This window comes from Streptomyces sp. NPDC048185, from assembly GCF_043202495.1.
Taxonomy (GTDB): domain Bacteria; phylum Actinomycetota; class Actinomycetes; order Streptomycetales; family Streptomycetaceae; genus Streptomyces.
In genome coordinates this window covers 283,736-297,400 of record NZ_JBIDAN010000006.1, presented here as the reverse complement: position 1 = coordinate 297,400, position 13,665 = coordinate 283,736, and the positions used below count along the sequence as shown (strand labels likewise).

Annotated in this window: 12 protein-coding genes; 4 read left to right on the top strand and 8 right to left on the bottom strand. The window is 72.9% G+C overall.

Annotated elements, in window-relative coordinates; translation table 11 throughout:
- Nucleotides 1-83: 83 nt before the first annotated feature.
- The 3 genes from pfkB to ACGF3H_RS20035 all read right to left on the bottom strand — a co-directional run bounded on the left by pfkB (nucleotide 84) and on the right by ACGF3H_RS20035 (nucleotide 3,598).
- Nucleotides 84-1,031 carry a 1-phosphofructokinase gene (gene pfkB / locus ACGF3H_RS20045; protein ID WP_362499568.1) on the bottom strand — a complete coding sequence of 316 codons (948 nt, stop codon included), beginning with the start codon at nucleotides 1,029-1,031 and terminating at the stop codon, nucleotides 84-86.
- Nucleotides 1,028-1,789, bottom strand: a complete 762-nt coding sequence (locus tag ACGF3H_RS20040) for a DeoR/GlpR family DNA-binding transcription regulator (RefSeq protein ID WP_362499570.1) — start codon at nucleotides 1,787-1,789, stop codon at nucleotides 1,028-1,030. Before ACGF3H_RS20040 ends, pfkB begins: the two co-directional genes overlap by 4 nt.
- A gap of 282 nt (nucleotides 1,790-2,071) precedes the next feature.
- Complete coding sequence (locus ACGF3H_RS20035; protein WP_362499572.1) at nucleotides 2,072-3,598, bottom strand: MFS transporter; 1,527 nt, start codon at nucleotides 3,596-3,598, stop codon at nucleotides 2,072-2,074.
- 62 nt (nucleotides 3,599-3,660) lie between these two features.
- Between ACGF3H_RS20035 and ACGF3H_RS20030 the strand changes: the two genes are divergently transcribed.
- Nucleotides 3,661-4,623, top strand: a complete 963-nt coding sequence (locus ACGF3H_RS20030) for a YafY family protein (RefSeq protein ID WP_362499574.1) — start codon at nucleotides 3,661-3,663, stop codon at nucleotides 4,621-4,623.
- Nucleotides 4,624-4,978: 355 nt separating this feature from the next.
- Here ACGF3H_RS20030 and ACGF3H_RS20025 read toward each other — a convergent pair whose 3' ends face one another.
- Together ACGF3H_RS20025 and ACGF3H_RS20020 are read right to left on the bottom strand one after the other, a co-directional pair.
- A complete protein-coding gene (locus ACGF3H_RS20025; RefSeq protein WP_362499575.1) occupies nucleotides 4,979-5,662 on the bottom strand; it encodes a TetR family transcriptional regulator in 684 nt (227 codons plus the stop codon).
- A 394-nt stretch (nucleotides 5,663-6,056) separates the two neighbouring features.
- A complete protein-coding gene (locus ACGF3H_RS20020) occupies nucleotides 6,057-7,055 on the bottom strand; it encodes a sigma-70 family RNA polymerase sigma factor (RefSeq protein ID WP_359395871.1) in 999 nt (332 codons plus the stop codon).
- Between the two features lie 238 nt (nucleotides 7,056-7,293).
- Here ACGF3H_RS20020 and ACGF3H_RS20015 point away from each other — a divergent pair, with 238 nt between their 5' ends.
- A complete protein-coding gene (locus ACGF3H_RS20015) occupies nucleotides 7,294-7,824 on the top strand; it encodes an N-acetyltransferase family protein (protein WP_362499577.1) in 531 nt (176 codons plus the stop codon).
- A gap of 36 nt (nucleotides 7,825-7,860) precedes the next feature.
- On the opposite strand, the gene ACGF3H_RS20010 is transcribed toward ACGF3H_RS20015, so the two are convergent.
- Nucleotides 7,861-8,622, bottom strand: a complete 762-nt coding sequence (locus ACGF3H_RS20010) for a class III extradiol ring-cleavage dioxygenase (protein WP_362499652.1) — start codon at nucleotides 8,620-8,622, stop codon at nucleotides 7,861-7,863.
- Nucleotides 8,623-8,757: 135 nt separating this feature from the next.
- Here ACGF3H_RS20010 and ACGF3H_RS20005 point away from each other — a divergent pair, with 135 nt between their 5' ends.
- Nucleotides 8,758-9,273 (top strand): MarR family transcriptional regulator, encoded by a 516-nt coding sequence (locus ACGF3H_RS20005; protein ID WP_362499579.1) that lies wholly within the window; start codon nucleotides 8,758-8,760, stop codon nucleotides 9,271-9,273.
- Nucleotides 9,274-9,397: 124 nt separating this feature from the next.
- Here ACGF3H_RS20005 and ACGF3H_RS20000 read toward each other — a convergent pair whose 3' ends face one another.
- Together ACGF3H_RS20000 and ACGF3H_RS19995 are read right to left on the bottom strand one after the other, a co-directional pair.
- Nucleotides 9,398-10,933 carry an MFS transporter gene (locus ACGF3H_RS20000; protein WP_362499580.1) on the bottom strand — a complete coding sequence of 512 codons (1,536 nt, stop codon included), beginning with the start codon at nucleotides 10,931-10,933 and terminating at the stop codon, nucleotides 9,398-9,400.
- 209 nt (nucleotides 10,934-11,142) lie between these two features.
- On the bottom strand, nucleotides 11,143-11,796 hold the full coding sequence (locus tag ACGF3H_RS19995) for a helix-turn-helix domain-containing protein (protein ID WP_362499581.1): 654 nt from the start codon (nucleotides 11,794-11,796) through the stop codon (nucleotides 11,143-11,145).
- 423 nt (nucleotides 11,797-12,219) lie between these two features.
- On the opposite strand from ACGF3H_RS19995, the gene ACGF3H_RS19990 reads away from it, so the two are divergent.
- Nucleotides 12,220-13,518: a M6 family metalloprotease domain-containing protein gene (locus tag ACGF3H_RS19990; RefSeq protein ID WP_362499582.1), complete on the top strand. Its 1,299-nt coding sequence runs from the start codon at nucleotides 12,220-12,222 to the stop codon at nucleotides 13,516-13,518.
- Nucleotides 13,519-13,665: the final 147 nt, after the last annotated feature.

Here is a 13,665-nt window from a genome sequence, read left to right as displayed (position 1 = left end):
GGGAGGGGTGGTGCGGTGGGGAGTGCCGCGGGCGGGGGTACCGCGGTGCGGGTCCGGATGCGGGCCGGGGTCTCGCGGGCCGGTCATGACACCGGCTCCGTCAGCGCGCGGTCCACCGGCACCCGGTCGGTGACCGTCACCGCGGCCGGGTCCAGGTCGGCCGGCGTCGGCATGACACTGCCGGGGAGCCGGACCGCCGCGGCACCGTGCGCGACGGCGGAGGCGAGCGCCTCGGGTCCGCCGCCGCCGGCGACGAGGAATCCGGCGAGGGAGGAGTCACCGGCACCGACGTTGCTGCGTACGGCGTCCACGCGGGCGCTGCCGAACCAGGTGCCCGCGTCGTCCACGAGCAGTTGCCCGTCGGCGCCGAGGCTGGCGAGCACGGCACGCGCGCCCAGCTCCCGCAGCTCCTCGGCGGCCTTCAGGGCGTCGCCGACGGTGGCCAGCGGGCGCCCGACGACCTCGGCGAGCTCCTCGGCGTTGGGCTTGACCACGTCGGGCCGCTCGCGCAGCGCCTCCCGCAGGGCCGGCCCGGAGGTGTCGAGGGCGATGCGGACCCCGGCGGCGTGCGCGCGGGCGACGAGGGCGGCGTACCAGGACGGGGCGAGGCCGCGGGGCAGGCTGCCGCAGCAGGCGATCCAATCGGCCCCACGCGACTGCCGCCGTACGGTCTCCAGGAGCAGTTCCTGTTCGGCCGCCGACAGTTCGGGGCCCGGGGCGTTGATCTTCGTCAGGACGCCGTCGGCCTCGGCGAGGGCGATGTTGGAGCGGGTGGCCCCGGCGACGGGCACCGGCGCGACCTCGATGCCCTGGGCGTCGAGCAGGTCGGCGACGAGTGCGCCGGGTGCGCCGCCGAGGGGCAGCACCGCGACGGTGCGCCGCCCGGCCGCCGTGACCGCACGGGAGACGTTCACCCCCTTGCCGCCCGGGTCGACCCGCTCGCCGGTGGCGCGGACGACCTCGCCGCGGTCCAGTGAGGGCACCTCGTAGGTGCGGTCCAGCGACGGGTTGGGGGTGACGGTGAGGATCATGCGCGTACTACTTCCGTGCCGTCGCGCTCGATGGCGGCGGCGTCTTCGGGGCTCAGCCCGCTGTCGGTGATCAGCAGGTCCACGTCGCTCAGGGCGCCGAAGCGGGCGAAGTGCTCCTGGCCGTGCTTGGAGGAGTCGGCGAGCAGCACCACGCGCCGGGCCGCCGCGACCGCGGCCCGCTTGACCGCGGCCTCGGCGAGGTCGGGGGTGGTCAGGCCGTGCTCGGCGGAGAAGCCGTTGGCGGCCACCATCAGCACGTCGGCGCGGATCTCGCCGTACGCGCGCAGCGCCCAGGCGTCCACGGCGGCGCGCGTACGGTGCCGCACGCGCCCGCCGACCAGGTGGAGCTGGATGCCGGGGTGGTCGGCGAGGCGGGCCGCGATGGGCAGGCTGTGGGTGACGACGGTGAGCTGTGCCTCGGGGGGGAAGACGGCGGCCAGGCCGGCCACCGTCGAACCGGCGTCGAGGATGACCGTGCCGTCGGAGGGCAGCTCCGCGAGGGCCGCCTCGGCGATCCGCTCCTTCTCGCCGGCCGCCGTGGACTCGCGCTCGGCGAGGTCCGGCTCGAAGTCGAGGCGCCCGGCGGGGATCGCGCCGCCGTGCACCCGGCGGAGCAGACCGGCGCGGTCGAGGGCCTTGAGGTCGCGGCGGATGGTCTCGGCCGTCACCTGGAACTCCTCGGCCAACGACACGACGTCCACCCGGCCGCCGTCCCGGGCGAGCCGGAGGATCTCCTGCTGCCGCTCCGGTGCGTACATGCCTGTTCACCTCCACCTTGTGCCCGAACGTGTGGTTTCAGGGGAGGCTACGCGCGGTTTTCCGGAAAGTAAACCAGAAAGCGGAAACGATCAGACACAACCGGGCACGTACGGGCACCCCCGGGTGACCGGGTCGGAAATCCACACGCAGGCATCCGCACGTGGGAATCCACACGCGGCCATCCGCACGCGGGCATCCGCAGCGGGCATCCGCACGCCGGTGGGCCCGGCACCGAAGTGCCGGGCCCACCCCGTCCCCGTCCCCCACAGACCGGCCCGTCCTCAGACCAGGGCGGGCTCCTTCCCCCCCTCCGTGGCCTCCTCCTGCGCCTCGGCCCCCTCCACGTGCTGGGCCGGCCGCGCGGGGAGGGCGAACATCAGCAGGAAGATGACGCCCAGCACCGCCGCCACCCAGCCGAGCGCGTTCTGGAAGGCGTCCGCGTAGGCCGGGCCGATGCCGGCCCTGGTCAGGTGGTCGTCCATCGCGCCGAAGAAGACCACCGACACCAGGCCGAGTCCGAGCGCGTTCCCCATCTGCTGCACGGTGTTGATCAGCCCGGACGCCGCACCGGCGTGCTCACGCGGCACCTGGGACAGCACCGCGTCCGTCAGCGGGGCGACGATCAGGCCCATGCCGGCACCCATGACGACCAGGGGCAACGCCATCTGCCAGGACGTGATGCCGAGTCCGTACCGCCCGGCCTCCCAGATGTAGAGCAGCACCCCGACCGCCATCACCAGCGCGCCCGCCTGGAGCACCTTGCGCCCGAAGCGCGGGACCAGCTTCTGCACCGACAGCCCCGCCGCCGTGGACACCGCGAGCGAGAACGGCACACCCGTCAGACCGGACCGCAGCGGGCTCCAGCCCAGTCCCACCTGCATGTAGAGCGTCCACACCAGGAAGAAGATGCCGAGGCCGACGCCGAAGACGGTCTGCACGGCGATGCCCGCCGCGAAGCTCTTCACCTTGAACAGCGACAGCTCGACCAGCGGGGACCCGTCCCGCGCGCTCTTGCGCCGCTCGTACGCCACCAGCACCGCGAGGACCACGAACGCGCCGCCCATCGACACGTACCCCCACAGCGGCCAGCCCAGCTCACGGCCCCGGGTCAGCGGGTAGACCAGCATCAACAGACCGAGGGTGACCAGCGCGACGCCGACCAGGTCCAGCTTGAGGGCGCGCGGGGCCCTGGACTCGGTGATGAAGCGACTGCCGAGGACCAGACCGGCGATGCCGACCGGCAGGTTGATGAGGAAGATGGGCCGCCACTCCAGCCCGAACAGGTTCCACTCGGTGAGCAGGGCGCCGAGCAGCGGACCGGAGACGGCCCCCAGTCCGACGATCGCGCCGAACAGCCCGAACACCTTGCCGCGCTCGTGCGCCGGGAAGGTCGCGTGCACGATCGACAGCACCTGCGGCACCATCAGCGCGGCCATGGCGCCCTGGAGGACGCGGGAGGCGACCAGCATCTCCGGGTTCACCGCGAAGCCGCACAGCGCGGACGCGAGCGTGAAGCCGCCGATGCCCACGAGGAACAGCCGCTTGCGCCCGTGGATGTCGCCGAGCCGCCCGCCGGTGATCAGGCCCGCGGCGAACGCGAGGGCGTATCCGGCGGTGATCCACTGGATCTGGCTGAAGGAGGCGCCCTCGTCCCGCTGGATCGACGGGACCGCGATGTTGACGATCGTGACGTCGACGAGGTCCATGAACGCCGCGGTCATCACGATCGCGAGAGCGAACCAGCGCCGGCGGTCGCCGCCCGCGGCGGGCCGGTCCTGGGGTGTGCCCGGGGTGTGCGTGAAGGTCATGGGAGCAAGCTATGAGCCCACTAGGCCAGATCGTGTCCTAGAGGTGCGGCATCCTCGGACGCATGACGACGGACACTCCGGCCCGGCTCCTGACGCTGCTCTCCCTCCTCCAGACACCCCGTGAATGGCCCGGCGGCGAGCTCGCCGACCGGCTCGGGGTCTCCCGCCGCACGGTCCGGCGCGACATCGACAGGCTGCGCGAGCTGGGCTACCCCGTGCAGGCGACCATGGGCGCCGACGGCGGGTACCGGCTGGTCGCCGGCAAGGCGATGCCGCCGCTCGTGCTGGACGACGAGGAGGCGGTGGCGATCGCGGTCGGGCTGCGCGCCGGGGCGGGGCACGCGGTGGAGGGCGTGGACGAGGCGTCGGTGCGGGCACTGGCCAAGCTGGAGCAGGTGCTCCCGGCGCGGCTGCGGCACCGCGTCGCCACGCTCCAGGCCGCGACGACGCCGCTGACCAGTGGGGACGGGCCGAGCATCGCCACCGAGACGCTGACCGTCATGGCCTCCGCGGTCGCCGGACGGGAGCGGCTGCGGTTCGCCTACCGCGCCGGGGACGGCACCGGGTCGCGGCGCCTGACGGAGCCGTACCGGCTGGTCTCTACGGGGCGGCGCTGGTACCTGGTCGCGTACGACCTCGACCGCGACGACTGGCGGACCTTCCGGGTGGACCGGGTGAGCGAGCCGTTCGCCACGGGCGCGCGGTTCACCGCCCGGGAGCTGCCGGCGGGGGACGCGGCGGAGTATCTGCGACGGTCCATGCAGCGGCGCGGCGACTCGTACGAGATCGTCGTCACCTTCGCGGCGCCGGCCGGGGAGATCGCCGCGCGTCTGCCGGGCTGGCTCGGACCGCCGCAGCCGGTGGGCGACGGGACGTCGTGCGTCCTGCGGGCCACGGTCTCGGACGCGGTGGAGTGGATGGCGGTACGGCTCGCGATGCTGGGCGTGGACTTCCACGTCCAGGAACCGCCGGAACTGGTGACGAGCGTAAGAACCCTGGCAGCACGCCTGACCCGAGCGACCTGACGCCGCCCACCCGCCCCGCCCCCGCCGAGACCGCGCCCGCCGAGACCACGGGCAATCGTGCCACCAAGGCCGGCACGGGTGGACGCGGCGGCACCCCGTCAGCGCCGGGCCGCCGACCCCCGCGCCCCCGCACCCCCGCCGCCGTAACCGCGGGCAATCGTGCCGCCAAGGCCGGCACAGGCAGGCGCGGCGGCACCCCGTCAGCGCCGAGCCGCCCGACCCCCGCACCCCCCGCCGCCGTAACCGCGGGCAATCGTGCCGCCAGGGGCGGCACGGGTGGGCGCGGCGGCACCCCGTCAGCGCCGGGCCGCGCGACCCGCCCCGTCACCCCCGCCCACCCCTGCTGCCGGACGGCCTACGCCCCGTCCTCCCACGCGAACCCCCTCAACACCTCGAGGTTGGCCAGCGCCGCGTCCAGCGCCGCCCCCGGCTCCTCACCGGAAGCGGCCCAGTGCTCCACCGCCACCCGCAGCGCCGCGCCCGCCGTGGCGGCGGCGAAGCGGAGCCGGGGTCCGGGCACCGGCGCCTCGGCAACGTTGTCGTCGCCCCCACCCGGCGCGGCAGCGACCCGCTCCGCCAGCGCTTCCCCCAACGCCCGCTCGGTCATGTGGCACACGTCAGCCCACACCTTCCGCAGCGCCGGACTCGTCTCGGCCAGGCGGATCAGCGTCCGGGCCCCTTCCCACGACGCGGCCGACACCCCCGCGCCCGGCGTCAGCGTGTGCCGCGCCGCGTGTTCCAGGGCCTGCAGCGGGGACAGCTCGGCCGGAGCCCGGCGTACCGCCTCGACCCAGCGCTCGGCGCCCAGGGCGTACAGGGGTGCGACGGCCTCCTCCTTGGTGGCGAAGTACCGGTAGAAGGTGCGCGGGGCGATGCCGGCGGCGCGCGCGATGTCCTCGGCCCGGGTGGGCCGCAGGCCCTGGTGCACGAAGAGGTGGGCCGCGGCGCGGGCGATGTCCATGCGGGTCTCGGCCTTGCGCCGCTCGGTCAGCGAGACCGGTGGCCGGCCGAGGGCGGAGGTACGGGTGGTGCTGCTCACTTCGGCAGGCTATGCCGCTGTGGCAGAATCTGCCATCCGGCGGGTCACCCCGGGGTTCAGGTTCGGGGTGGCCCGTCTTTCCGCGCGGTCGTGCCCCGCCGGACGAGGAGAGCCGGGCCGCGGCGCCCGGGGGGAGGGGCGCCGAGCCCGGCTCGGGAAGTCCCGGCGCCGGGGGGAGTGCGTCGGGACGTGGTCCAGTGTGGGTCGGGTGGGTCGGATCCGGTGCGGATCGGGGCCCGACCGCCGGGCCCGGAATTCTTGTTCCCGGGCCCGTGGCGGTTGAAGCAGCGTTACACGCCATGTTTGCGCGGCCTTCGGCCACCGGCGTACGCCCCAGGCGTCACGCCACGCCCCGGCCTCACGGGGCCGCCCTGCGACGGCCCCCGGCGGGGCGTTACGCCGCGGCCTCGAAGCCGGTGTCACGCGCCAGCTTCTTCAGCTCCAGCAGCGCGTGCTTCTCGATCTGCCGGATCCGCTCGCGGGTGAGCCCGTGCTCCTTGCCGACCTCGGTCAGCGTGCGCTCGCGGCCGTCGTCGATGCCGTAGCGCATCTTGATGATGGAGGCCGTGCGCGGGTCGAGGCGGCCGATCAGGTCGTCCAGCTCCTCGCTGCGCAGCAGCGTCATCACGGACTGCTCGGGCGACACGGCGGAGGTGTCCTCCAGCAGGTCACCGAACTGGGTCTCGCCCTCGTCGTCCACCGACATGTTCAGGGAGACCGGGTCGCGGGCCCAGTCGAGCACGTCGGTGACGCGCTCCGGCGTCGAACCGAGCTCGGCCGCGATCTCCGCGGGCTCGGGCTCACGGCCGTGCTCCCGGTTGAACTCGCGCTGCACGCGCCGGATCCGGCCGAGCTCCTCCACGAGGTGGACGGGCAGGCGGATGGTGCGCGACTGGTCGGCGATCGACCGGGTGATGGCCTGGCGGATCCACCAGGTCGCGTACGTCGAGAACTTGAAGCCCTTGCGGTAGTCGAACTTCTCGACGGCGCGGACCAGGCCGGCGTTCCCCTCCTGGATGAGGTCGAGGAGCGGCAGGCCGCTGCGCGGGTAGCGGCGGGCGACGGCCACGACCAGGCGGAGGTTGGAGCGGATGAAGACGTCCTTCGCGCGCTCGCCCTCGGCGATCAGAGCCTCGAGCTCCTCTCGGGTGGCATCCGCCCCGGTCTCCTCGTAACCTTCGAGGACCTGCCGCGCGAACACACCCGCCTCGATGGTCTGGGACAGCTCGACCTCCTTGGCGGCGTCGAGCAGCGGGGTCCGCGCGATCTCGTCGAGGTACATGCCGACCAGATCGCGGTCGGCGAGCTCGCCGCCGTTGGCGCGGACGCTGGTTGCCGCGTCGGCCGTCTCGCCGGTGGCGGACTTACGACGGGCGACGGCACGGGTTGCCATGCGTGCTCCCTTGCGATGAGTGGTTCAGCGGGTGGTCCTGCGGATCTTCAGCACCCGTTTCGAGTTGTCTCCGGTATCTGCCTTGCGGTGGTGGAATCCGTCTCCGGACTCCCTCCGGACTCTCCTCGGGTGCCCTGCATCCGATGGAAACAACGACTGGAATCCGGACAGAATTCCCAACCCGCCCCCCGATTTTTCTGATCATGCAGTACCCTGTGCCGCCGCAGGAGGAGGAGCAATGCCGTCGCAGCGTACGGATGTCCAGGTCAGGCCGGGGGTGGACGACGACCTCGCGGCCCTCACCGAGCTCTACAACCACTACGTACGTGAGACGCCCATCACGTTCGACACCGCACCCTTCACCCCGCAGGAGCGTCGCTCCTGGCTGCTCTCCCACCCTGAAGACGGCCCGTACCGGCTGAGGGTTGCCACGGACGCGGACTCACAGGAGATTCTGGGCTACGCCACATCCAGTCCTTATCGCGCCAAGCCCGCGTACGCGACGTCGGTGGAGACCACCGTCTACGTCGCCCCGCACGCGGGCGGCCGGGGCATCGGCACCCTGCTCTACACGTCGCTCTTCGAGGCGCTGGCGGGCGAGGACCTGCACCGCGCCTACGCGGGCATCGCCCAGCCCAACGAGGCGTCCACCCGCCTGCACGAACGCCTCGGTTTCCGGCACGTGGGCACGTTCCGCGAGGTGGGCCGCAAGTTCGGCCGCTACTGGGACGTGGCCTGGTACGAGAAGCCGCTCGGGCACGGGCGCTGAGCCGGTGCCGCTCCGGCACGGGCGCTGAGCCGACCGTCAGCCGAACTGCACCGACCGTTTCGCGAGCCCCATCCAGAACCCGTCGATCACCGACCTGCGCAGGTCCAGCTCGCCGGCCGCGTCGGCCGCCCCCATCGTGACGAACAGCGGGGCGAAGTGCTCGGTGCGCGGGTGGGCGAGCAGGCCCGCCGGGGACTTGCGGGTGAAGTCGAGCAGCGCGTCCACGTCACCGGCGTCGAGCGCGCGCCGCCCCCAGTCGTCGAACTCCGCGGACCAGGCCGGCACGCCGCCCTGACGCAGGGCGGCCAGGTTGTGGGTGAAGAACCCGGAGCCCATGATCAGAACGCCCTCGTCGCGCAGGGGCGCCAGCCTGCGGCCGATCTCCATCAGCCGGACCGGGTCGAGGGTCGGCATGGAGACCTGGAGGACCGGGATGTCGGCGTCCGGGTACATCTCGACCAGCGGGACGTAGGCGCCGTGGTCGAGCCCGCGGTCGGGGACGTCCTGCACGGGCGTGCCGGGGGCGCGCAGCAGCTTGCGGACGGAGTCGGCGAGCCCGGGGGCGCCGGGGGCCTCGTAGCGCACCTGGTAGTAGTGCTCGGGGAAGCCCCAGAAGTCGTACACGAGCGGCACCGTGCGGATGGCGCCGAGGGCGAGCGGGGCCTCCTCCCAGTGGGCGGAGACGACGAGGATCGCCTTGGGGCGCGGCAGGCCGGCGGCCCATGCGGCCAGTTCGCCGGGCCAGACGGGGTCGTCGGCGAGGGGCGGGGCGCCGTGGCTGAGGTAGAGGGCGGGCATGCGTTCCCGGACGTCGGTCGACATGGCGGCGGCTCCTCATCACATCACTGATGCTTGAAGTCTCAATCTCTTTCCCGGCCGAATCTACGCCGATTTTGTTTAATGTTCAAGGAGTGGTCTCGTAGAGTGGGATGCATGAACACGGCACCCATCCCGGCCCCCGCCGACGAGCCCCGCTGGCTCACCGACGAGGAGCAGCTCGTCTGGCGCTCCTACATCGAGGCCGCCACCCTCCTGGAGGACCACCTCGACCGCCAGCTCCAGCGCGACGCGGGCATGCCGCACGTCTACTACGGCCTGCTGGTCAAGCTCGCCGAGTCCCCGAGACGGCGCCTGCGGATGACGGAGCTGGCCAAGTACGCGAAGATCACCCGCTCCCGCCTCTCGCACGCGATCGCCCGCCTGGAGAAGAGCGGCTGGGTGCGCCGCGAGGACTGCCCGTCCGACAAGCGCGGCCAGTTCGCGGTGCTCACGGACGAGGGGTACGCGGTCCTCCGGGAGACCGCGCCGGGTCACGTGGACGCCGTGCGCCAGGCCGTGTTCGACCGGCTCACCCCGGAACAGCAGAAGTCCCTCGGCGAGATCATGCGGATCGTCGCCGAGGGACTTCAGCCCGCCGAGGCGGGCGCGGACCTGCCCTGGCTGCGCTGAGCCGATCGCCCAGGAGCCGGGCAGTGTCCGCGGGGAACCGTGCGTACGGGGCGTCCCCTCCCCCTACGCACGGGTGGCGCGGGTGGTGCTCAGGGCCCGAGGGGTGTCACCGGCCGGTGTCGGGTCAGTGGGCGACGACCGGCACCGGCAGCTCGTCCTCGACCCCGTCACCGGTACCGGACCCCGTCACGGACGTGGCGCCCGGACGGCCGGCGGTGACGAAGGTCAGGGCGATCACGCCGGCGGCCGCCAGGATGCCGACGGCGAACCAGATCGCACTGGTGTAGCCGTGCACCATGCCCTCCAGCTGGACCAGCTGCTGCTGGGACCGGCCGGCCGCGCCGCCGATGTGGTCGGCGATGTAGGACGTGGTGGCCGAGGCGGCGATCGTGTTCAGCAGCGCCGTACCGATGGCACCGCCCACCTGCTGGGAGGTGTTGACCATCGCGGAGGCGACACCGGCGTCCCGCGGCTGCACGCCCTGGGTGGCCAGGGACATGGCCGGCATGAACGCCGTACCCATGCCGAGACCGAGCAGCAGCATGCCGGGCAGCAGCACGGCGGCGTAGGAGGTGTCGACCTCCAGCTGGGTCAGCAGCAGCATGCCGACGGCGGCGACCAGGAAGCCCGGGCCCATCAGGAGACGGGCCGGGACGCGGGTCATCAGCCGGGCGCCGATCTGGGTGGAGCCCGTGATCATGCCCGCGACCATGGGCAGGAAGGCGAAGCCGGTCTTCACCGGCGAGTAGCCCTTCACGACCTGCAGGTAGTAGGTCAGGAAGAGGAACAGCCCGAACATGCCGATGATGGCGAGGCCCAGCGAGAGGTAGATACCGCCGCGGCTGCGGTCGGTGACCACGCGCAGCGGCAGCAGCGGGGCCTTGACCCGGCTCTCGACCAGCACGAAGGCCGCCAGCAGTACGGCGGAGGCGACGAACATGCCGATCGTCAGGCCGTCGCTCCAGCCGGCCGACTCGGCGCGGGTGAAGCCGTAGACGAGCGCGACCAGACCGAGGGTGGACAGGATCACGCCGGGGACGTCGAGCGGGGAGCGGTTGCGGCCGCCCTCCGGCTCACGGATGACCAGGTACGCACCGGCCGCGGCGACGACCGCGAACGGGACGTTGACGAAGAAGGTCCAGCGCCAGTCCAGGTACTCGGTGAGGAAGCCGCCGAGGATCAGACCGACGGCGGCGCCGCCACCGGCGATCGCACCGTAGATGCCGAACGCCTTGGCACGCTCCTTGGCGTCCGTGAACATCACGGCGAGCAGGGAGAGCGCGGCGGGCGCGAGCAGCGCGCCGAAGACGCCCTGGAGGGCGCGGGAGCCGAACATCATCGCCTCGTTGGTGGCGGCACCGCCGAGCGCGGAGGCGGCGGCGAAGCCGGCCAGGCCGAGGACGAAGGTCCGCTTGCGGCCCCACAGGTCGGCGATCCGGCCGCCGAACAGCAGCAGGCCGCCGAAGGCGAGGGCGTAGGCCGTGACGACCCACTGCCGGTTGCCGTCGGAGATGCCGAGGTCCTGCTGGGCGGACGGAAGGGCGATGTTCACGATGGTGGAGTCGAGGACGACCATCAGCTGGGCGAGCGCGATGAAGACGAGCGCCTTCCAGCGGCCGGCGTCCGGGACGCCGGGAGCCTTGACGGCTGCTTGAGACATGGGGATACCCACTTCGGGACTTCGTGACGGAAAAAGGTCGATGAAAAGGGACGACTCGACCCGGAGCGACGGCCACGGGGGCCCGCCGCCCTCCGGTCGGACGGTCTTGAGTCGCGGAGCTACTGGTGAAGGAACCGGCGAACCGTGGAACAGGCGGAACAGTCGGAACAGGTGGAACAGTCGGAACAGGTGGAACTACGGGTGACGGGCTACTGGTCGCAGGGCCGGCGCAGGTCCTCCATGGTCACGGCCGTACCCGGCAGGGCGGAGCGGGCGGGTGCCCGCAGCCCGTCCAGGAACAGCTGCAGATGGCGATGGACGAACCGGTCGGCGCTCATGCACCCCGTTCCGGCCGGGGGCCGGCTGAGCTGGGCGGCGGCGATCATCAGATCGCCCACGCCCACGTCACCGCGGAGCTGCCCGGCCGCGGTGGCCCGGGACATGATCTCGGCGACGAGTCGCTCGACGCGGTCGCGCGCCGCCTCCAGGTCGGGGTGGTGCTGGTCGAACGTGGTGGACACCATCGGGCACAGCGCGCTGATCCGCTCGTCGGCGGCGGTGTGCACGAAGCGCTCCAGCGCCCCGAACGCGTCGCCGGTCTCCGCGAGGGCCAGCTCGGCCGCCCGAGCCGTACGGTCCATGACCGAGCAGACGACCTCGCGGACGAGGGCGTCGCGGTCGGGGAAGTTGCGGTACACCGTGGCGTTGCCGACGCCGGCCCGGCGGGCGACCTCGTCGAGCGGCACGTCGGGGCCGTGCTCGACGAACATCTCCCGGGCGGCGGTGACGATCCGCTCCCGGTTGCGCAGGGCGTCGGCGCGCGGCCGGGTCGCCTTGCGCTGCACGGGGGTGGCGGTCTGCACGGCGTACTCCTTCGGGTTTCGGGCGGCGGCCTCGGGTGGTGCGGTGAGGAAGCCGGGGCTGCGATCCGGGGAACGTCTCCCCGTTTCGCTCGGACACAGGACTAAACGGGGAAACGATCCCCGGTTATTTCCCGTGCATGGAACGATTCGCGGTGACCTGCGTCACACCCCTCCGCGCCCATCCCGGCCCCTCCCCCGACGCCCCCTCCGAAGCCACCCCCGCGGGCCCGCCGCCGGGTCGCCAAGCGGGCCGTGACCAGCGCCGGGAAGAGCACGGGCACCCCGCCTCCGACCGCCTCCGAGGGCTACCCGCGAGAAACCCACGATCGGTCCGCCCCAGCGCGCGCCCGCACCCCCTTCGACACAGGGTGAGCGCAAGGGAGCGGCCGGTGACCGTCGGCTGCCGTGGTCCGGGAGGTCTGCATGCAGCCGCAGCCGCAGGTGCGGCCACCGCGCCGCCGGATACGCCTGCGCCGGCCGGCCGCGATCGCGACCGTCGCCGTCCTGACGCTCGCCGTCAGCACCTCGGCGGGCACCGGCCGGCTCGCCCCCGGCACCTCCACGGCCGGCCCCGGCCCGGCCACCCTGTCCCGCTCCTCCGCGCACAGCCCCTGCCTGATCAGCGGCGGTTCCGAGATCCAGATGTCGGAAGGCGTCCCTACCTCGTCCGGGTACGCCCGCTCCACCGGCACCGTCCGGGCCCTCAACCTGATGATCGACTTCTCCGACGCGCCCGGCGAGGGCAAGGCGACGGACCGGTACGACGAGTTCTTCCCGCAGACCCAGGAGTGGTTCCGCACCAGCTCCTACGGCCGCCTCGACTACCGCCCCGAGAACCCCGTCCACGGCTGGCTGCGCATGCCCAAGTCCTTCGCCGAGTACGGCATAGAGCGCGGCGCGCCTTTCGAGCCCGGCTACCGGGAACTGGTGCAGGACCTGGTGTCGGTGGCCGACGCGAAGGTGGACTTCCGCGCGTACGACCTGCTCAACGTGCTCGTGACGCCGAACGCGGGCCCCTCCGCCCTGGACACGGTCCTGTCCGTCACCTTCGCCGGCAACGGCGAGGCCCCGGTCGCCGACGGCGTCCCGGTGGCCAACGCCTCCTTCGTCTACTCCCGGCAGGACGACGGCTCCGGGTCCTACGGCAAGACCGGCTACCGCGTCCTCCCCCACGAGAACGGCCACGTCTTCGGCCTGCCCGACCTCTACACCCAGGAGGGCGGGGGCGCGGTCGGCCACTGGGACATCATGAGCGAGGACTGGGGCGCCAACAACGACCTGCTCGGCTGGCACAAGTGGAAACTGGGCTGGCTGGACCCGTCCCAGGTGCACTGCGCGTCACAGCCGGGCACGACGGAGTACACGCTGACGCCGCTGGCCCGCAAGGGCGGCGACAAGCTCGTCGTCGTACCGCTCGACGGGACGTCCGGGTACGCGGTCGAACTGCGCACCCGCGAGGGCAACGACGAGGCCGTCTGCCGCGAGGGCGTACTGATCTACAAGGTCGACGCGGACGTGGACACGGGGATGGGCCCGGTGACGGTCTACGACTCCCGCAAGGACAGCGGCGGCTGCACCCGCAGCCCCAACGTCCACGCCGAACTCTCGGACGCCGCCTTCGTCCCCGGGGAGACCTTCAAGGACCCGCGCCGGGGCGTCACGATCACGGTGGCGGGGGCGGACCTCAAGGGCAACCACCAGATACGGGTCACACGGGGCTGACGGCGCGGTACCGGCGGGCGGCGACCAGGGCTCGCGCCCGACGACCGGGGCGCGCGAACCGACGACTGGGGCCGATGCCCGCTAACCGGCGACCGGCGACCGGCGACCGGCGACCGGCGACCGGCGACCGGACTACGGTAGGCCTGC